This is a genomic window from Lentimonas sp. CC4 (assembly GCF_902728235.1).
In the GTDB taxonomy this organism is placed as follows: Bacteria; Verrucomicrobiota; Verrucomicrobiia; order Opitutales; family Coraliomargaritaceae; genus Lentimonas.
The window spans coordinates 3420193-3439450 of record NZ_CACVBO010000001.1 but is presented as its reverse complement, the minus strand read 5'-3'; the positions used below and the strand labels follow the sequence as shown (position 1 = coordinate 3439450).

Here is a 19258-nt window from a genome sequence, read left to right as displayed (position 1 = left end):
TCAAACTAGGTTTTTTCTTTTAAAGAATGTGGTATAGTGCGCTATGAGAAATTCCCCGTCGATACGTCCGATACTTTTGATTGGTGCCTGCCTGCTGACGCTCTTGATGGGCGTTTTTATTGGTTTACGTCTGGGCGATGAGAAGCCTGAGGCTGGGGCGCACAGTGATGCGACTGCGAGCAATGCACGGGTTCGAGGCGAGGCAATCGCTCTGGAGCTGAAGGAGGCTCGGGTGCTTGATGCCGAACTCGGAGGGGAGGAAATGACCTCCGTTACACTGAACCCACAAGTGGCAGCGCTGGACGCTTTTTTGCGCTTGAGTCAGATCGATCCTTTGGGAGCCGCTCAAGAGGCGCTATCGGCATCGAATGATTTGGAGCGCATCTCAAAGCTGGCGCTGTTGCTCTCTGAGGCGAGCTCCGAGGAGATGCCAGCGATTGCAGATTTGATTGCCAGTCAACCGAACGATTTTGACCGGATGCAGCAGATGAGCATGATGTATTATGCTTGGGGACGCAGTGATGCACCGGCAGCGGTGGCTTATGCGGAAGAGCGCGGTGGGCGTCATGCGGGTATGGCTGCGGGGATTGCGCTCTCCTCATGGGCGAGTCTGGATCCCGCAAGCGCCCGTGCATGGGTCGATGCTAGCGAGAATCCGGCACGCTACCAACGAGGGTTATTGGTCGGTTGGAGTGAAAGTAATCCGCTACAAGCGCTGCAGTATCTTTCAGGCTTAGAGGGCGAGTCGAATTTAATGGATCGCTGGACGGCGCCACAAATCGCCCGGAATTTGATCAGCGAACGTGGGGTGATGGCTTTGGATGATTTGGCAGCAATGCCAGCGACTCGAAATCGACGTGAGCTACTGGAGCGCTTGGCCGATGAATTAGGGGAGAGCAACCCTGCGGCCGCGGCGGTGCGCTTGTCGGCGATCAAGGATCCGGAGGTTCTAAGAGCCGCGGTGCCTGAGTTGGCGCAAGAGTGGGCTCAGCAGGACCCGCAAGCTGCATTGGAGTTTGTTTCGGGGTATAAGGAAAACACAGAGCTATATGCCCGAGCCATGGCTGAAGTGATCGAGGAGTGGGCAGAGCGAGATCCCTACGAAGCGGGCGAATATCTAAATGAACAGCCGGCTTCTCCTGAGCTGGATCGATCTGTCGCTGAGTATTCGCGTGAGGTCGCACGAGTGGACCCTGATGCCGCCATGAGTTTCGCGGTCTCGGTCAATGATACGAAGTTGCGCGCTGATACGATCCGACGAGTCGCAAGGGATTGGAAGCGTGCTGCACCCGAAGCGTATGCTGCGTGGGCGGCCGACAATCCCGAGATTGCACCTTCTGAAGAGGGGCAGCGGAAGAATTGATTTGCAAACTCATAGTTTGGAGAGCCAAGGAATTGCCAGTTCGCACATATTGAGCTCTTTATACTCATGGTTCTTGGTTGATTGGGAGACTGTGTGTGGGACCCATTTTGATTAATTTTTGATGTAGTGAAGCACGAGCATAGATCTTGCTCCGGCTTAGGGCTATGAACTCTCACAAAGCGGTATCGGAGCAGCACTTACTATGAAACAGGTGGGGCGCATTCAATCTATCTGGCGCTACCCAGTTAAGGGGATGGCGGGTGAATCGATGCCACATTGTCCAATGGGTAGCCAAGGTTTGCAGGGCGATCGTATCTGGGCGGTGCAGGATGTCGCTCGGCAGGAAATACAGAGCTGTAAGTTTCGCCCGAAGTTATTGCAATGCAGTGCTGTGTGTTTGGAGCCCTATGATGGCTGCAATCCTGTTGTGATTAAATTTCCCGATGGTCAAACGCATACCAGTGATTCTGCACTAGCGCATCGTTACGTCTCTGAGTTGATTGGCTATGAAAGTTTGTTGCAGCGCTTACGACCGCGTGAGGACGCTTCCTTCTATAAGCGTCATAAGCAAGATGACCATACATGGTTGGAAGAATTGAAAGCTACCTTTGAACGTGAACCAGGAGAGCCACTTCCTGATCTGGATAACTTGCCGTTGGAAGCGCAGGAAAATGTTTCCAGACCAGGCACCTTTTTCTTAGTCGCATCGTTACATATTCTTACTACTGCGAGTCTAGAGCACATGCATCAACTCAATGCAGCGGCAGACTGGGATATCGCGCGTTTTCGTCCAAACATTATGATTGAGACGCTGCCTGGTATGTCGGGGTTAGTCGAGCAAGCTTGGTTGGATCAATCGCTACGAATCGGTGAGGCTGCAGTTCATTGCGTAGACACGGCACCGCGTTGCGGCGCAGTGGTTCGGTCACAGGGACGCTGTGGTGAAGACAAAAGTATTTTGCGTAGTATCGTCAAAGACGCGAATCAGAACCTCGGGATCTATGGAGAGGTCACACAAGCTGCGACTATCTCAGTTGGTGATCCAGTGTATTTAATTTAGTGTATGCAATGCGGGGGCTAGGAGGCATTTGATGGTTTCTGGTTGATGATCGGCAGAACTGCTGATTCTTGTTCCGTATTAATCGCACGAATCGGATAGGGGATGTTAATGCCTTCGGCGGCGTAGCGTTTGTGCAGCGCCTTAATGAAGGCGGACTTTACCCAGAAACGATTGAAGTATTCTTTGGCGCGTAGCATGACGGTGAAGTTGATGCTGGAATCTCCGAATTCAGTATAGACGACGAAAGTATTATAATCATCGATTCCCCATTCATGGGAAACTAGGATCTCTCGAGCCACTTCGAGTGTGACACGCTCGACATGTTCCAGATCAGAATTGTAGTGCACGCCGACTTCAACTGGAACGGACAATTCTTTTTCTGGATAATAATAATTGATTATTTTCGAGTTTGCGATCGTTCGGTTGGGTATGATGACGGTGTTGTTCGGTAGCATTTTGATCCAAGTCGAACGCCAGCCAATTCGATCGACAAAGCCCTGTTCGCCAGATTCTAATTCTATGAAATCGCCCACGCGGATCGGTTTATCAATGACAAGTTGCGTGCCGGAGAAAAAGTTTTCTAAAGTCGGTTGTAAGGCGAGCGCGACTGCGAGCGAGGAGATGCCTAGTGACGCGATGATGGGTGTCACAGAGATGCCCAACGTGCCAAGTAACACCAGTGAACCGATGCTGAGTATCAGGCCGCGTGAGATGCCTTGAATGATGCTCTTACTGTTTTTGATGGTATCGGAGCGATCAGAGTAACCACCGATCAGGCCATGCACTAGACGATCAAAAAAGAGCAGGATTGCGATAATCGAAAGCACCTGAATGATGCTTTTAAGGAAGCCCATTGGGCGCGCTTGGAAGAGTTCCGTATAGCGTAAGAGACACTCAACGATAAGAATCCATACGATGATCGAAAGGATACTTAAGGCGGGGGCACATGCTCGAACGAGTAGTGTATCTATGGTGTAGCGGGTGCGTGCTGTGAGTGCCCTCAGTCGTCGAATCAGTATTCTGCTGACTAGAAATAGCAGTAAAGCGGAGGCGAATGAACTGCAGACCAAAATGATCCAGGCATTTGAGGTCGTGCTCAGGTTTTCGAAGAGTGTCATACCATATACGTGTGTGATATGACTGCCTAAGCAGATAGCATGCCTCGATGTGAACCATGTATATACTCTGTGCCGTCGGTCGAACTCTTAGATTTTTTGTTCTTTCGATGAATTGTTAACGTATATTGGCAATATACCTGCATTTTTTTACAGTTCGGTATCATGCGTGCTACACCGTGCTGCATGAGTAATTGGTTTGAAACGATCTATAATACTGAACTTGTAGGTAATACGCTCGACCTTTGGTTGTATGCGGTTGGCGCTGCTGTCGTATTGTTCTTGTTGCTGAAGCTTATTTTACGGGTGTTACAGCGTCAGGTTGCGAGTTTGAGCACGAAGACCGCGACAGTTGTGGACGATTTACTCGCGGCTGCGTTGAAGTCGACGAAGAGCTTTGTGTTGATGGTGGTCGCGATCTGGGGTGGGGCACAGTTACTGGATTTTGGGGCAAAGGGCAATTATCTCGATTACACTCTTTTAATTGTGCTGGTGCTACAAGCTGCGGTCTGGGCGAATCGTATGGTTTCTGTGTATATTGTCTTTTATACGGATGCACGGCGTGAGGATAATCCTGCCGCCGTTTCGGTGGTTCATGGCTTATCGTTTCTCGTGCGTTTATTGATTTGGTCGCTGGCCTTCTTATTGGTGGTGGATAATCTAGGCTATGATGTGACCGCACTGGTTGCAGGATTGGGAATATCTGGTATCGCGGTCGCTCTGGCGCTGCAGAACATCTTAGGTGATCTCTTTGCATCGCTGTCGATCGTTCTGGATAAGCCCTTTGTGATCGGAGATTTCATCATCGTAGGCGATTTGATGGGAGTGGTTGAGAAGATTGGACTTAAGACCACCCGTTTGCGTAGCCTATCTGGTGAGCAATTGATCTTCTCTAATAACGATTTACTTAGTAGTCGAGTGCGCAACTACAAACGCATGCAGGAACGCCGTGTGCCTTTTGCTTTTGGCGTTTTATATCAGACAACACCTGAGCAGTTGGAATCGATCCCGCCGATGGTGCGTGAGTTGATCGAATCGATTGAAGGCACGCGTTTTGATCGTGCGCACTTCAAGGGGTTTGGTGATAGCTCCTATGACTTTGAAGTCGTTTACTATGTGAACACTTCGGATTATGCGGTTTATATGGATATCCAGCAGGCGATCAATTTAGGCATCTGCCGAGGGTTCGCTGAGCGGAATATCGAATTTGCTTATCCGACGCGCACGCTCTACGTGCATAATTCTTGAAGAGTCGTTTGTAGGCAGGCGTTCGAAGTTAGTCTTTGGCCATAAAGCGCTTCGGGTGTCGTCTGTGCCGCCGATTGGGCGAGAAGCAAAGGTGTTATAAAGCACTGATGTTTAGCTCCTAAGTCCTGACTTCTAACGACTCTTTTAAGGATTAAGTATCTATATCGGTTTTGATACCCATTTCTTTGGCGCGTTGTTGCCATAGGCTGTGAGCGAGTTTGCGTAGGTCGGCGACAGTGTCTTGCTCATCGACGATCTCAATGCCGACGAGGGTTTCCAGCGCGTCTTCGAGCGTGACGAGGCCAACGGTGCTGCCGTATTCATCTTGAACCATGGCGATGTGTTGGCGTTGTTCCGTCATTTGCCGAAACAGTGCATCGACTGTCATTAGCTTGGATACGAAGGTCATCTTACGCTTTACGCTTGCGATCGGATGCTTGGGGTCTTTTAGGCAGGCTTGGAGCGCGTCGGATCGTAGGACGAAGCCAGAGATGAATTCGTGGTTATCGCCGTAGACTGGGATCCTTGAGAACGGGTGTGTTTCGATTTGCTCTGCAAACGCCTGCAGTGTCACTTCTTCTGATAAAGTGAACATGACGGGCCGGGGTGTCATGATACTATCAATCTGCACGTTCGACATGTTGAGCATGCTACGGACGATTCTACTTTCGCTTTTTCGGATGGAGCCATCTTCTTCGCCCATTCGTGCGACCGCTAACAGCTCTTCGCGGTGTTTTGGATGAGCGTGGCCGTCGCCAAAGGTGATGAGTCGTGTAATGCCTTGGCACAGCCAGACGACTGGGCGCAGTCCCCATTCCATAATCGGAAGCGCTCTTGCTGTGAACGGCGCAAAAAAGAGCGTGTAGCGCGCTCCGAGTGTCTTTGGGATGATTTCGGAGAGGATGAGAACCAGTAGTGTGAGGATGGCGGCAAAGACACCGCCAGTAGCGTCGCCATACACACGGGTATATTGTGCGCCGGCTCCCGTGGCGCCCATCGTGTGGGCGATTGTGTTGAGCGTAAGAATCGCGGAGAGGGGCTTGTCGATGTTATGCTTCAGTCCTTGCAGGCGTAGTGCCCATTGCTTGCCATTTGATTTGGCCGTTTGCAATTGCGTGGGTGTGATCGTGAGGAGGGTGGCCTCCAATAAGGAGCACAAAAAGGAAAATCCGAGCGCGATGCCGACGTAGAAGAGTAACAGTGTCATAGCAGAGGAAGATGCATGGTGAGTGCTTGGAAGTGAATCACAATATCACGATATGATCGTGGTTATTCTCATGCGCATACTATTTTGAGTCGGATGATGCCTTTTCAGTTTAATTAAAGAAACAGATTGGCGGCCAATCATCTGAATGAAAGTGTGTCATAGCTATTATGGGATTAGAAACGAAAGCACTGCTAAATAGTTTACGAGCTGCACCTTTATTGGTGGGGGATTTAGCTGAAGCTGCCATACTGGATCGTCTTTTGCTGGGCGAGGTCGTGTCGGAGGGGATCGAACTCAATTTTCAGCAAAAACTGGGTCACCTTTACGAAGATGCGCTGGACTGTCTGCTGGATGCATCGGAGCAGTTGGATCGGATCGCTTCGCATGTGCAGGTCGTGGACGACGCAGGCGTTACGCTCGGCGAGCTAGACTTCGTTTTGTATGATCGCCAGCAGCAAATGCACGTTCACCTCGAGCTAGCGGTTAAGTTCTACCTAGCGACGCATACGGCTGAGGGCTGGATGTATCCAGGGCCAGATCCTCGAGATAATTGGCAGCGCAAGTTGGATCGAATGCGCACGCATCAATTGCTGCTCAGTCAACAGCCCGAAGCGCGTCGCTTGCTGAAGGATCGGTTCAATGTCGATACGGTTGTGGTGCGCCAATTGATCTATGGACGGTTATTCAGTCCATTGAGCGGAGACGATTGCCCGTTGCCAGAGGCGATTGCGCCGAGTGCGCAACGCGGTCAATGGCTTTATGTGCGTGAGTGGGAGTCTTGGTTCTCTGGGGTGGATGGAGTGTGTCTGGTGCCGAAGGCGCTGTGGCCTGTGGTTTTCACTGCCGAGTTGAAGGCAGAGTTACAACGAATCGAAGCGTCGGAGTTGTTATCACTGGCAACTGAGCGCTGCACGATGTTTGTGCTGCCGGATTCAGATGAACCGTTTTTTCTGGTGCCTGACGATTGGCAGGAGCACTAAGTTTCGGAACTGGCTCCACTTGTCGTTCTTTGTCTGGTTCGTTGCGGCCGCTCAGATCTGTCTGGTCAAATGCCCTCGATACAGTGTATAGATCATTTATGATATATGCTGATATTCGAGACCTCACAGAAACCGTCCTGCCAGCTTTTCGTGAAAAACTGGGCAAGCCCATCCCTGAAAATCTCTCGGGGATTTGTGGGTTCGATGGATTTATCGACACCTTTATTCGACTGGAGCAGCCCGCCTCCATGGCCGAGTTTGGGCCGAAGGTCACGGCTGCGGCAGGAATTGCGGCCTCTTATCCGGTGAAGCACCTTGGCGATAAGTTCGGAGGCAACGGCCCGCTCTATGCGTCTGGACTCAATGATATCTTTAGCGGTGAAATCGATGTGACCTACATCGGGGCGATGGGGCGGGATGAAATTCTGCCGATTTACCGCGAGGCGCTCGAGTCCAAGACTCAGCGACTCTACTCTTTGGCCGATCCGGCTCACAGTGATTGTCTAGAGTTTACTGACGGAAAAATTATGCTGGGTGATTTGCGTGCCTGCGCAGAGATCACTCTAGAGCGTTTGATCGAAGTGGTCGGTGAAGCCGCGCTGGACGCAGAGTTGAAGTCGGCCGATTGTATTGCCGCGGTGAACTGGGGTAAATTGGTGCATGTTGGCGGTATCTGGAGTTATTTAGCGGAGCGTTCCAAGGCGCTGGGGCGCACTGCCAAAGAGGTGCATTGCTTCATGGATCTAGCCGAGTTTGAGGGGCGTCCGAAAGAGGACTTGGATAATCTTCTGCAGCGTCTGGAAGGCATCACTGCGCAGTTCACTACCATGCTTAGTTTTAACTTGAAAGAAGCGTGGCAGATGGGTGCGTATTTCGGCGGGGACTTTTTGGGTAAAAAGGATCCGGATTCTGTCGTCGCTTTGGCTGCGCTCCTAAAGGCTAATACCGATGTGGATCGAATCATTATCCACCCAAATGATGGTGCCGTTTGCGCCAGTGCAGCGGGCACGGTCTACGTGCCTGGGCCGTATTGTAAAGAGCCTCTAATCTCGACGGGTGCCGGTGATAATTTTGGTGCTGGCTGTCTCGCCGCAGCGCTCTGCGGATTGGATGACGCGGGCATCGTTCTGGCGGGTAATCTCGCTAGCGGTCACTTTGTTCGCTCAGGGCGCAGTGCGACTTTTGAAGCGATGCTCTCGATGTTGGACGCATGGGAAGTTGGTAGCCTTAGCGAGCGTCTGTAGTGGCTGCTGCGACTGTGCGATATTGGAAGTCGATGCCTGCTTTCAATCGCTTAAGTCTGTGTCATTCAGACTCATGTTTTATCACTTTGAATTTCGATTATTCTATCCGCGTTCTCAATCGATTCATTGGTCACTAGCTCTGCATTCGGTCCATCGTTGGTCAATACCCTCCACATTGATTCCTTTTTCGTCATTTTCATTACCTGATGATGACGCTTTAAGACCCGTCGTTTGCATTCCTCAAGCGGGACATAGAGAAACCATCCTTCGTCAAAAACATCGCGCTGGAGGACATTCCATGGGCTGTCACTCAATAGGAGATAATTTCCTTCCACGATGACTATCTTTTTCCCGGGTTCCAGGCGGACACTCTGTTCTTCAGGGTCGCGCTTGCTGTGATCGAAGCCTGGGAAATAACCAGAACCAGTTTGATGAGCTTGGGTCAGATCATCGACCAACTTTTGAGCGTTAAACGTGAATGGCGCGCCTCGTCTCTCGTGGGCCTCTTGAGGGTTCGCCATCGCGTCTAGTTCGGAACGATAGAAATGATAACCGTCCATCGGAATCACATCGATTTTGTCGCCAAGCGCATCCTTGATTTTTCGCGCGACGGTGCTCTTGCCGCTTCCAGGCCCTCCTGCGAGACCGATCCAGTATTGGCAATTTTCAGGTAGTGAATCGTATTTTGATGAGAGTTCACTGATGAGATCGCCGTATGTTTTCGTTTCTTTTTGCATGAGTGTAGAGGGGATGAATATCAATCAATGTTCGATTTAGGGGGCTGGGTTAAGCACGCATCTGGGAGGATTCCCGGACGATGAGTGTGCCATGGAGCGCAATGTGGTGGGGCGGCCTTTCTGGGTGTTTGATTCGGTTGACCATTGTTTCTACAGCGAGTTGTCCCATAACTTGGCAAGGCTGGCGATAGCTCGTCAGAGGCACACTGAGGAGCGAGGCGTATTTTACATCATCAAATCCGCAGACTTTAATCTGTTCTGGAATCTTTACGCTAAGGTCGAGTAGGGCGCGCAGGATTACGGCGGCAGTGGCATCGTTGGCGCAAACAATACCATCGATATTTGCTTCGATTAACTGAGCGGCCGCTGTGCTGGGATCGTCCTGTTCGTATTCGACGTAGAGGAGGCTGCGGGCGGAGAAGCCTTTTTGCAGGAGTGCTTGACGGGTGCCAATGATACGGTGCCCTACGGTCATTGCCGGATTTTTCGATGAAACGAAAGCGAGTTGCTTGCAGCCATTTTCCAGCAGGTGATTCGCCATGGTGAAGCCTGCCTCAATGTTCCCAATACAGATCATATCGAAAGGAGCTTGCTGTGGCCATGGATAGATATCGCGATCTAGTAGCACGACTTGTATCCCTTTTTCGGTGAAGCGTTCGACGATGCTTAGATTGAAGGCTTCGGCATCTGGGATCTTTTCAAGCGGGCCGAAGAAGACGCCATTCACTTTCTTCTTTATGAATTGCTCGACTTGGGAAAGCGCCAAAGCCTTACGGTCTTGTGATCGATTCAGTTCGTAGGGTTGTGCGATCTGGAGTTCAAAGTTAGGGGCAGTCTCGATGATGCTGGCAATGATGGGGGTGAAGATTTCAGTCTCTGTTAATCCAGGGACGAGTAAGCCTGCCGATAGACCGGAAGAGTCGGGTGCGAGCACTTGAGTGCCGAATCCGGCTTGGCGATGCACTAGTTTTGCGTCGCTCAGCATCTTGATCGCTTTGGCTACGGTGGGGCGAGAGGTCTTGTATTGCTCGCAAATCGTCTTCTCGCTGGGGAGTAGGTCGCCGGGGGCGTAGCGTTGATTGCGGATCGAAGTGTGTAGGTCTTCGTAGATCTGCAGGTAAAGTGGCTTTGGGTCATTCATGGTTTAAATGTAAGTTAAATGTAAGCTTTAAATATGTCAAATGTAATTCTAATTGTTTACATTTGTTATATTTTGTGGATTGTTGATTTTAGTCAGCACCCCATCTGAATTTTAAATTCGCTGACAAACCTTGTCTTATGAACCCTACATTTAAAGTCGCAGGTATTGGAGAGTTACTCTGGGATGTCTTCCCTGACCACAAGCGCATTGGCGGCGCACCTGCCAATTTTGCTTATCACACGCACCAACTTGGTGCGGAGAGCTGGCCAGTAAGCTGCATCGGATCGGACGCCTTGGGCATCGAGCTTCGCGGTCAGTTGATTGAGAGTGGCGTGGACGTCCGCTATGTGAAGGAAAGTGCCAGTCATCCAACAGGCACGGTTGATGTCGTGCTCCACTCGGGTAAGCCTACCTACGAGATTCATGAGAATGTCGCCTGGGATCACCTGCCATTCACAGCGGATCTCCGCGAACTCGCAGGTCAACTCGATGCAGTCTGTTTTGGCTCGCTCTCGCAACGTTCGACTGAGTCAAGTCAGAGCATCCATGCATTCTTAAGTGAGATGCCTGAGCACGCACTTAAGATTTTCGATGTGAACGTGCGTCAGTCTTTTTACTCTAAAGAGCTGATTCGAAAGTCTCTGCAGTTAGCGAATGTGCTCAAGCTTAGCGATGAGGAGCTACCTGTTTTACTCGACCTATTTGATTTGGGCGGCGACAGCTGCGAGCAACTGGTTCAACTCAGGAAGCTGTTTGATCTTCGCCTGGTCGCTTACACCCGTGGTTCGCACGGCAGTTTGTTGGTTACTGCGGATTCCGTCCACGATTTCCCAGGAATGGCAGCGGAGGTGGTCGATACTGTAGGGGCGGGTGATTCATTCACCGCCGCGCTCTGTATGGGCACGCTACGAGGCTGGCCTTTGGGGCAAGTGAATGACTTCGCCAATCGGGTAGCCGCGTATGTCTGCTCACAGAAAGGTGCGACCCCAGCGATTCCGAATGACCTGCTCCAAATTGAATCATCTATCTAGCGTCGTTATTTGCAGATTCTGTAAAACAGGATTCACTGCAACCACTTTATCTAATCCAAAATAAATAAAAAAAGAACCCCATATAAAAATGAAAAAAATAATAACAGGACTACTCCTTTGCTTCGCGTCGCTCTCAATTGTTGGATGCGGTGGAAGTGGCGACAGTGCGGATGCTACAGTAAGAATTGGCATGACCGTGCAATCGCTCAGTAACCCAGCATGGGCTGGTTATTGCCAAGCCATTGAGAAAAAAGTCAAAGCCAATGGCGGTCGCATTAACTATGTGGCCTGCGACAGCAATGTCGGTAAGCAAATCACACAGATTGAAAACTTCGTCTCCAGCGGAGTGGATGTCATTATTATTCATCCTGCAGATCCGGAAGGCGTCGAGTTCGCTCTAAAGCAAGCTCGTGAGGCCGGGGTCAAAGTGCTCGCTTGGGATGATAACCTGAAGAACGCTGATGTCGCATGGTTGATTGATAATCATGAATTAGGCTATGCTATCGGCACACACGCGGCTAATTGGATCAACGAAAAGCTCGGCGGCACTACAGAAGTTGCAATTCTTAACTACCCACAATTGCCCATTTTACTGGAACGTGGTAACGGCATCCGCGACGCCATCGTCGAGTTGGCTCCGAAGGCTAAGATCGTCGCAGAGACGAGTGCGATCGACACGAAAGAGGGCATTGAGAAGATGGAAACCATCTTTCAGTCCCACCCGAATGTAGAAGTTGTCTGCTCCATCGGTGGCGGTGGTTCCGTCGGCGCGAACGAGGCTGCAAAGGCTGCCAATAAGGTCACAGACAAATTCGGCATCTTTGCCGCGGATGCAACACAACCTGAATTGTATGCCATGAAGAATAACGAAGGTAATCGTATGACTGTTGCTGTAACAGGCACGAACGAGGCAATCGCTACTGAGATTTGGAATATGGTTGCTCTGCTTCAATCCGGTGAGCCGATTGAGACGAAAGAAATCTACCGTTCATTTATCCCAGTCACAAAAGACAACGTAGATGAGTTCTTAGGCAAATAAGCCTCACTCTTCTCTAAAGCTAGGTTGGCGCATGAGCCAAGAATCTGCGCCAACCTGTATTGTCTCAACCCACCCATCTTCTCTCAGCAACTCAATCAAATGAACATTCTAGAGTTAAAGAACATTACGAAGAAATATCCCGGTGTGATCGCCCTGAATGATGTCAGCATCGAATTCGTCAAAGGGGAAGCGCATGCTCTGGTCGGCGAAAATGGCGCTGGCAAATCGACCTTGATTAAGAGCTGCACCGGTGCGGTCAAACCGAATGCCGGCAGTATCATCATCGAAGGTGAAAGCTTTGCTTCACTCACGCCGCAGTTATCCGAATCACACGGCATCGGCGTCATCTACCAAGAGTTCAATCTGGTCGGTGAACTGTCTGTTGCAGAAAATATCTTTCTCGGTCGAGCGATCCGCAAAGGTCTGGTCATTAATAAAAAGGCCATGGTTCGCGAGTCTGCTGCGATCTTCGAGCAATTTGATATCGATATCGATCCCAACGAGCTTGTTAGCAACTTGACGGTCGGCTACCAGCAACTTGTAGAAATCGCCAAGGCCTTGTCACAAAAGGCTCGGGTGTTGATCATGGACGAGCCTTCTGCGCCGCTCACTTCAGCTGAAGCTGAACGCCTCTATCTAGTGGTCGAAAAACTGAAGGCTTCCGGGGTGACGATTATCTACATCTCACACCGCATGGAGGAAATCTTCCGACTCACCGAGCGCATTACCGTGCTCAGAGATGGTCAGAAGATCGATACCGTAAAAACGAGTGAGACCAATATGGATGAACTTGTGAAACTGATGGTCGGACGTGAATTAAAGGAGACCTACCCGAAACGCAAAGACTGTATCTCCGATGAAGTGTTATTGGATGTTCAGAATCTTTCCGGTAACGGGGTGAACGATATCAGCTTTAATATCAAGAAGGGCGAGGTTTTAGGGTTTGCCGGATTAATCGGATCTGGGCGCACGGAGACTGCAGAACTGTTATTCGGTGCTGCAAAGAAAACCAGTGGCTCTGTTCGACTCAATGGTAGTGAAGTGAACCCGAAGACACCTAGAGACGCGATCGACAGCGGTATCGCTCTGGTTCCAGAAGACCGAAAAGGGAAGGGTGCTTTAATGGATATGACGATTCGTAGTAACACGAGTATGGCTGTGCTGGAGCGCATCTCCAAGTTCTTCATCGTCGACAGTAAAGAAGAACGTCGAATGGCCGAAGAATATAAACAATCCATTCGGATCAAAACCCCCTCGATCGAACAAAACATTAAGAACCTCAGTGGCGGGAATCAGCAAAAGGTGATCATCGCCCGTTGGTTGGCATCCAAGCCCGACCTAGTGATCTTTGATGAACCCACTCGAGGTATCGACGTCGGAGCCAAATCCGAAATTTACACACTCGTCAACTCGCTCGTCGAAGACGGTAAGTCCGTCTTGATGATTTCTTCTGAAATGGAAGAAGTCATGGGCATGTCCGACCGAATCGTCGTCCTGTGCGATGGCAAAATTTCGGGTAGCCTGGATCGAAAGGATTTTACTCAAGAACGCATCATGAATTTTGCATCTCAAAAATAGGAGAATATTAAAATGGGACAGTTAGAAAAATTAAAAAGCACGGCTAAAGCCGTCGATTTCGCAAAGCAGAACGGCATCTACATCGTGTTGTTGGTGCTTGTCGGATTCTTCTCAATCGCTACGGAGAATTTCCTTGTCAGTCATAATTTAATTAACGTTGCACGTCAGGTGTCCATGCTCGGTATCGCCGCGGTCGGTTTCGCATTTGTCCTGCTGCTGGGAGGGATCGACCTCTCTGTGGGATCGGTCATCACTTTGGTCAATGTGGTTTGTGGATGGTTTATGGTGAATGCTGGTATGAATCCCGTGTTGGCTATTTTCATCACTCTCGCGATGGCAACCTTTATTGGGTTCACGAATGGCTGGATCATTGCCAATCTTCAGATGCCACCACTCATTGTGACGTTGGCGATGATGATCATCATCGAAGGTGTGGCATTTATCATTAGCAAGGGCTTGCCGATCTATGGATTCCCAGAGTCCTTCGCCGTGATTGGGCAGGGCTATATCGGCCCGATTCCGGTGCCCGTAGTGATCATGATCGCTGTGCTTGCGCTGGGTGCCTTCATCTTGAACAAGACCTACTTTGGCCGTTATTTCTACGCTGTGGGCGGTAATGAAGAAGCTGCTAAGCTTTCCGGAATTAAGGTCAAGAATGTTAAATACCTGGTGTATTCCTTATCTGGATTCTTCGCAGGTGTCGCTGGCGTTGTGATCCTTTCGAGAACAAACTCAGCAACGGTCACCGCAGGTAAGGGGCTGGAATTTGAAATCCTGACAGCCTGTGTGCTAGGTGGAATTAGCGTAACCGGTGGCTTCGGACGAATCTCAAATATCGTGGCTGGTGTCTTAATTCTAGGCGTCCTTAGCAACGGTATGGTTCTGATGAATGTGACTGAGTTCACACAGATGGTGATCAAAGGCTCCGTGCTGTTAATCGCTGTTGCCTTCGACTGCTTGCAACACCGCAAGACTAGCTAATCCATAAACCAGAGGAGCGTATTATGAATACAATCGCAATTTCCAGGCTCGTTGGCAGTGAGGCCGGAGTCATCGCTCAGCAACTAGCTGAGGCGCTAGACTACGACCTCGTCGACAAATACATTTTGCAAGCGACCTTGCAACAATACGGGATGACCCGCTTCGGCGAGCTCTACACTTCGCCGCCCAATCTATGGGACTTGGCCAACTCTAAGAACCTCGCAATGGTTTCGATGTTGAACGATACCATGCGGGCCTTGGCGCATCGCGGACGCACTGTGATTCTGGCACGTGGTGGCTATGTCACGTTAAACAAATATGCTGATGTGCTCAATGTGCGCCTACATGCACCGCTTGATGTTCGAGTCGACCGTGTGATGGATCGAGAAGGCTTCGTCGATCGTGCCGAGGCGAAGAAACGAATCGCCGCCGACGATAAAGCTCGGATCAAATTTGTGGAGCGATTTTACGGCCGTAAATGGCATGACGAGAGTGATCTCGACCTAGTTTTTAATACCGATGTCATCCCTCAGCAAACCGCCAAATCCTGGATTACTGAGGCGCTTCGTTTACAAGAGGCGAAGGATGTTCGTGCCGGTGCCGAGCTCGCACGGAAAGTGACGGTCGACCCACTTCTATTGGATGCGATTGAGCAGGCATTGGAACGGCGCATCAGTTCATAAGACGTCGCTCAATCAAAGAATACAATCACATCCTTCAGGTTCGGTGTGATCTTATAAACACTAAACTTTTTTATAAAATGACTATTCAATTAAATAGCACAAATATCGGTAAACTGGATACACGGATACAAGTTCCACGCTACGACCGCCAAGCGGTCAGCCAATCCATTATGCACGTAGGGGTGGGCGGCTTTCACCGAGCACACCAAGCAGTCTATACAGACGATTTACTGAATCAAGGTGGAGATCCCTCTTGGGGATATTGTGGGGTCGGCTTACTCAAGCACGACGCTCGCATGCATGAGGTCATGCAAACTCAAGATTGCCTCTACACGGTGGTCGAGCGAAGCTCCCAGGGTAACACTGCCCGCGTGATTGGTTCAATCGGCGATTTTGTGTATGCTCCTGATAATCCGGAGAAAGTAATCGAGCAAATGGCTTCGCCCAATACACGCATTGTATCGATGACGATTACTGAGGGCGGTTACTATTTCGATTCGAATGGTGAATTGGATACGCAGCATGCCGACCTGCAGCGGGATCTTGCGAATCCGCACACACCTTCCTGTTCGTTTGGATACCTGCTTGAGGCGCTCGACCGTAGGCGTCAACGCGGCCTGCAGCCATTCACGATCATGTCCTGTGATAATATTCAAGGCAACGGTTCGGTCGCCAAGAAAATGCTCTCCGCCTATGCCGAGTTGAGAGATCCGACACTTAGAAATTGGATGGATGCGAACTGCCTTTTCCCTAATAGCATGGTGGATCGGATCACTCCAGCGACGACCGATGAATTACGTGCGATCGTCCAAGACGAATTTGGCATCGAAGATGCATGGCCAGTCATGACTGAGCCGTTCAAGCAATGGGTGATTGAAGATCACTTTGTGCAAGGCCGCCCCCAATGGGAGGATGTTGGCGCGCAGATGACCGAAGACGTGCTTCCTTACGAATTGATGAAGTTGCGGCTCCTCAATGGCACTCATCAGGCGCTCTGTTATATTGGGTTATTGCTCGGTAAAGAGCTCGTTCATGAAACGATGGAAGATGCGGACATTCGCACTCTCTGCTGGAAGATGATGGACGATGAGGCAACGCCAACTTTATCGCCCGTTCCCGGTATCGATCTCGCAGATTATAAAAACTCTGTCATCGAACGCTTCGCAAATCCAGCGATTCGGGATCAGCTCTCCCGTATCTCTATTTATGGCTCGGCTGGACTTCCTAGCTTTGTGCTGCCGTCAATTACTGCTCAACTGAAGCGCGGTGGATCCATTAAGATGCTTAGCTTTGTGATCGCATCATGGTTTCGCTTCCTAAACGGGCAGGATGATTCCGGTAAGGCAATGCCGATGCTAGATCCCATGGCTGATGCACTACGTGAACGCGTGAAAGCTGCTGGGACAGATGCACGGCCACTCTTGGCGATGCGCGAAGTCTTTAGTGAAAGCCTCGCGAACGAACCTGTCTTTGTCGAAACGGTATCTACGATACTCAAGAGTTTCTACGAGAAGGGCGCTGAAGTGACTTTGAAGGACTGCATCCGCTAAACCCATAGATTAAAATGACTCAAAAAAATACTACACTCGAAGGCAAAGTTGCAGCTGTGACTGGTGGGGCATCCGGTATTGGGCTCGCAAGCACAACGGGCATGCTTGAGGCAGGCGCTCGTGTTGTGGTGATTGATCGCGACGAAGCTGCGCTCGCAACACTTCACGAGGAGTTCGGTGATCGTGTGATACCTATGGTGCTCGACTTACTAGATCCTGAAAGTTGTGCCACGATGATGCCGCAGATTTTGGAACAGGCTGGCCAACTCGACATCTTCCATGCCAACGCAGGTCTCTACGTCGGCGGTGACCTAGTTGATGGCAGTGCCGAGGCGATCGATCGGATGCTCAACCTGAATGTTAATGTAGTCATGAAAAACGTCCATGCGGTGCTGCCACACATGATCAAGCGTGGGACGGGTGACATCATTGTGACGAGTTCATTGGCCGCTCACTATCCCACACCGTGGGAACCGGTTTACGCTTCCTCGAAGTGGGCGATTAATTGCTTTGTGCAAGTGGTCCGCCGTCAGGTTTTTAAGCATGGCGTTCGCGTGGGATCGATCTCTCCAGGCCCTGTCGTGACTAATCTGGTTTCCGACTGGCCAGAAGAAAAGCTGAAGGAGGCACTTGAAACGGGAAGCTTGATCGACCCACAAGAAATTTCGGATGCCTTGATGTTCATGCTCAGCCGACCGCGTAATGTAACCATTCGTGACCTCGTTCTAATGCCAACAAATTTCGACCTCTAGTCGAGCAGCCACACAAATCACTCCGAGCTGAAGATTACCTTCAGCCTCGTCGAAAAACTAAAACACACAAAGCCCCAGATCCGAGGGCTCTGTGACAGCTCACTCTGTAGCCAATGTTTTAGCAAAAATTAACCTCAATAAAAATACCATAAAAACCTCAAATCATACATACTATGAAAACAAAAACTACGAGTCTCTTACTCACCTCAGCATTCATTGCTTCCTCCTGTCTTACCTTCGCCGAGTCCGATGATTCTGGATCGATTTTTGAACGTGAACGTTTAACAGGTGACTGGGGTGGCGTCCGTCAGGATCTGGAAGAATCCGGAATCACGCCTTTCTTATACTATGATGCCATCGTCGGTGCGAACGTATCGGGTGGTATTCGAAACGACGAAGAGTTTACCGGTCAGGTTTACGCTGGATTAGATTTGGACTTCGAAAAGCTTTTTGGCTGGGAAGCAACGACTATGAAACTATCTGTCGTCGATCGACACGGGGACAGTGTCTCCGATGATGTTGGCGGTATTTACGATCCGATGACTATCTACGGTGGCCCCGACGGTCAGAAGACGATCCTCTATCAAATTGCAATTGATACTTACTTGAACGATCGCCTTTCCTTTAAGTTTGGACGCGACAGTCAGGATTCGGATTTCGCAAATGATGATCTCTATCGCTACTCGTTGAGCACATCGATCAATGGTCCGATCCGTGCGATGATGTTGAATCAACCTCAAATCGTTTCCTTCCCATTAGCGGTATGGCACGCTCGAGTTAAGTATGAGCAGAGTGAAGAGCACACGTTCAAATTCGGTGCCTATCAAAACAGAGAGGACATCTGGGATAATATCCCTGGAACAGACTTTGGTTGGGATAGTGATGATGGGGTGACCTTCATGGCTCAATATGATTGGACGCCCACGATCTATGATCGTCCAGCCCAACTATATGTCGGGGTGGTGCATGCTGAAGTAGACTACACAAAGTTCGACGGTGGTGATGCCAATAACTCCCATCGCATCTATGGTCACTTCGATTTCCAACCGATGGAGAACTTAACACTCTTCGCCTTTGGTGCCTATACCGACCAGGATGATCTTGCGATGACGCCTCTACAAGTGAGTGCAGGTGCTAACTATAAGGGATTGATTCCCGGCCGTGAAGATGATCGCACTATGGCCTTTGTCACTTATGGTGAGCTTAGCGACGATTATGGTGATTCCATTGGCGAAGACCTCGATTACGAAATGGTTTACGAACTAGGCCACCGCATACAGTTGGCTCCAGCATTCTATATCCAACCCGCTGTGCAATACATCCAGAATCCAGGCGGCACTGGTGACATCGACGATGCGGTTGTTCTTGGAGCGTGGATTGGAATGGCTTTCTAAATCTGAGACAGTAACAGCCGTATCATTTTGCGGTCGGGGAGGCACGAATAGCAGCCCCGACCGCATTTTTTGTAATAAGGGATGAGCGCTATATTATCCGTGACGACTCGAATGGTAATTTGATTCGTAGCTTCGAAACTCTGTTTTGGGGTCTT

17 protein-coding genes are annotated in these 19258 nt (G+C 50.1%); 13 read left to right on the top strand and 4 right to left on the bottom strand.

Annotation, left to right across the window (positions count from 1 at the left end; translation table 11 throughout):
• Positions 1 to 43 precede the first annotated feature (43 nt).
• Positions 44 to 1363, top strand: coding sequence for a hypothetical protein (locus GZZ87_RS14750; RefSeq protein ID WP_162026580.1), 1320 nt, complete (start codon positions 44 to 46; stop codon positions 1361 to 1363).
• Between the two features lie 202 nt (positions 1364 to 1565).
• Positions 1566 to 2423: an MOSC N-terminal beta barrel domain-containing protein gene (locus GZZ87_RS14745; protein ID WP_162026578.1), complete on the top strand. Its 858-nt coding sequence runs from the start codon at positions 1566 to 1568 to the stop codon at positions 2421 to 2423.
• Positions 2424 to 2440: 17 nt separating this feature from the next.
• On the opposite strand, the gene GZZ87_RS14740 is transcribed toward GZZ87_RS14745, so the two are convergent.
• Positions 2441 to 3541: a mechanosensitive ion channel family protein gene (locus GZZ87_RS14740; protein WP_162026577.1), complete on the bottom strand. Its 1101-nt coding sequence runs from the start codon at positions 3539 to 3541 to the stop codon at positions 2441 to 2443.
• Between the two features lie 162 nt (positions 3542 to 3703).
• Between GZZ87_RS14740 and GZZ87_RS14735 the strand changes: the two genes are divergently transcribed.
• The gene (locus GZZ87_RS14735) at positions 3704 to 4786 is read left to right on the top strand and encodes a mechanosensitive ion channel family protein (protein ID WP_244654004.1); all 1083 of its coding nucleotides are present in this window, start codon (positions 3704 to 3706) and stop codon (positions 4784 to 4786) included.
• 151 nt (positions 4787 to 4937) lie between these two features.
• On the opposite strand, the gene GZZ87_RS14730 is transcribed toward GZZ87_RS14735, so the two are convergent.
• The gene (locus GZZ87_RS14730) at positions 4938 to 5993 is read right to left on the bottom strand and encodes a hemolysin family protein (protein ID WP_162026576.1); all 1056 of its coding nucleotides are present in this window, start codon (positions 5991 to 5993) and stop codon (positions 4938 to 4940) included.
• Between the two features lie 167 nt (positions 5994 to 6160).
• Here GZZ87_RS14730 and GZZ87_RS14725 point away from each other — a divergent pair, with 167 nt between their 5' ends.
• Both GZZ87_RS14725 and GZZ87_RS14720 read left to right on the top strand, forming a co-directional pair.
• Positions 6161 to 6973 (top strand): DUF1853 family protein, encoded by an 813-nt coding sequence (locus GZZ87_RS14725; RefSeq protein WP_162026575.1) that lies wholly within the window; start codon positions 6161 to 6163, stop codon positions 6971 to 6973.
• Between the two features lie 98 nt (positions 6974 to 7071).
• Entirely contained in the window at positions 7072 to 8217 is a 1146-nt protein-coding gene (locus GZZ87_RS14720) for a PfkB family carbohydrate kinase (RefSeq protein WP_162026574.1), read from the top strand.
• A gap of 71 nt (positions 8218 to 8288) precedes the next feature.
• Here GZZ87_RS14720 and GZZ87_RS14715 read toward each other — a convergent pair whose 3' ends face one another.
• Together GZZ87_RS14715 and GZZ87_RS14710 are read right to left on the bottom strand one after the other, a co-directional pair.
• A complete protein-coding gene (locus GZZ87_RS14715; protein WP_162026573.1) occupies positions 8289 to 8954 on the bottom strand; it encodes an AAA family ATPase in 666 nt (221 codons plus the stop codon).
• Positions 8955 to 9003: 49 nt separating this feature from the next.
• Positions 9004 to 10095, bottom strand: a complete 1092-nt coding sequence (locus GZZ87_RS14710; protein ID WP_162026572.1) for a GntR family transcriptional regulator — start codon at positions 10093 to 10095, stop codon at positions 9004 to 9006.
• A 137-nt stretch (positions 10096 to 10232) separates the two neighbouring features.
• Here GZZ87_RS14710 and GZZ87_RS14705 point away from each other — a divergent pair, with 137 nt between their 5' ends.
• From GZZ87_RS14705 to GZZ87_RS14670, 8 genes are all read left to right on the top strand, one after another.
• Positions 10233 to 11126 (top strand): carbohydrate kinase, encoded by an 894-nt coding sequence (locus GZZ87_RS14705; RefSeq protein ID WP_162026571.1) that lies wholly within the window; start codon positions 10233 to 10235, stop codon positions 11124 to 11126.
• An 88-nt stretch (positions 11127 to 11214) separates the two neighbouring features.
• Positions 11215 to 12165: a sugar ABC transporter substrate-binding protein gene (locus GZZ87_RS14700; RefSeq protein ID WP_162026570.1), complete on the top strand. Its 951-nt coding sequence runs from the start codon at positions 11215 to 11217 to the stop codon at positions 12163 to 12165.
• Positions 12166 to 12264: 99 nt separating this feature from the next.
• Positions 12265 to 13743, top strand: a complete 1479-nt coding sequence (locus GZZ87_RS14695) for a sugar ABC transporter ATP-binding protein (RefSeq protein ID WP_162026569.1) — start codon at positions 12265 to 12267, stop codon at positions 13741 to 13743.
• 12 nt (positions 13744 to 13755) lie between these two features.
• Positions 13756 to 14724: an ABC transporter permease gene (locus GZZ87_RS14690; protein ID WP_162026568.1), complete on the top strand. Its 969-nt coding sequence runs from the start codon at positions 13756 to 13758 to the stop codon at positions 14722 to 14724.
• A 23-nt stretch (positions 14725 to 14747) separates the two neighbouring features.
• Positions 14748 to 15407, top strand: coding sequence for a cytidylate kinase-like family protein (locus GZZ87_RS14685; RefSeq protein ID WP_162026567.1), 660 nt, complete (start codon positions 14748 to 14750; stop codon positions 15405 to 15407).
• 77 nt (positions 15408 to 15484) lie between these two features.
• Positions 15485 to 16957 carry a mannitol dehydrogenase family protein gene (locus tag GZZ87_RS14680; protein WP_162026566.1) on the top strand — a complete coding sequence of 491 codons (1473 nt, stop codon included), beginning with the start codon at positions 15485 to 15487 and terminating at the stop codon, positions 16955 to 16957.
• A 14-nt stretch (positions 16958 to 16971) separates the two neighbouring features.
• Positions 16972 to 17709: an SDR family oxidoreductase gene (locus tag GZZ87_RS14675; RefSeq protein ID WP_162026565.1), complete on the top strand. Its 738-nt coding sequence runs from the start codon at positions 16972 to 16974 to the stop codon at positions 17707 to 17709.
• Between the two features lie 173 nt (positions 17710 to 17882).
• Positions 17883 to 19103, top strand: coding sequence for a carbohydrate porin (locus GZZ87_RS14670; protein ID WP_162026564.1), 1221 nt, complete (start codon positions 17883 to 17885; stop codon positions 19101 to 19103).
• Positions 19104 to 19258: the final 155 nt, after the last annotated feature.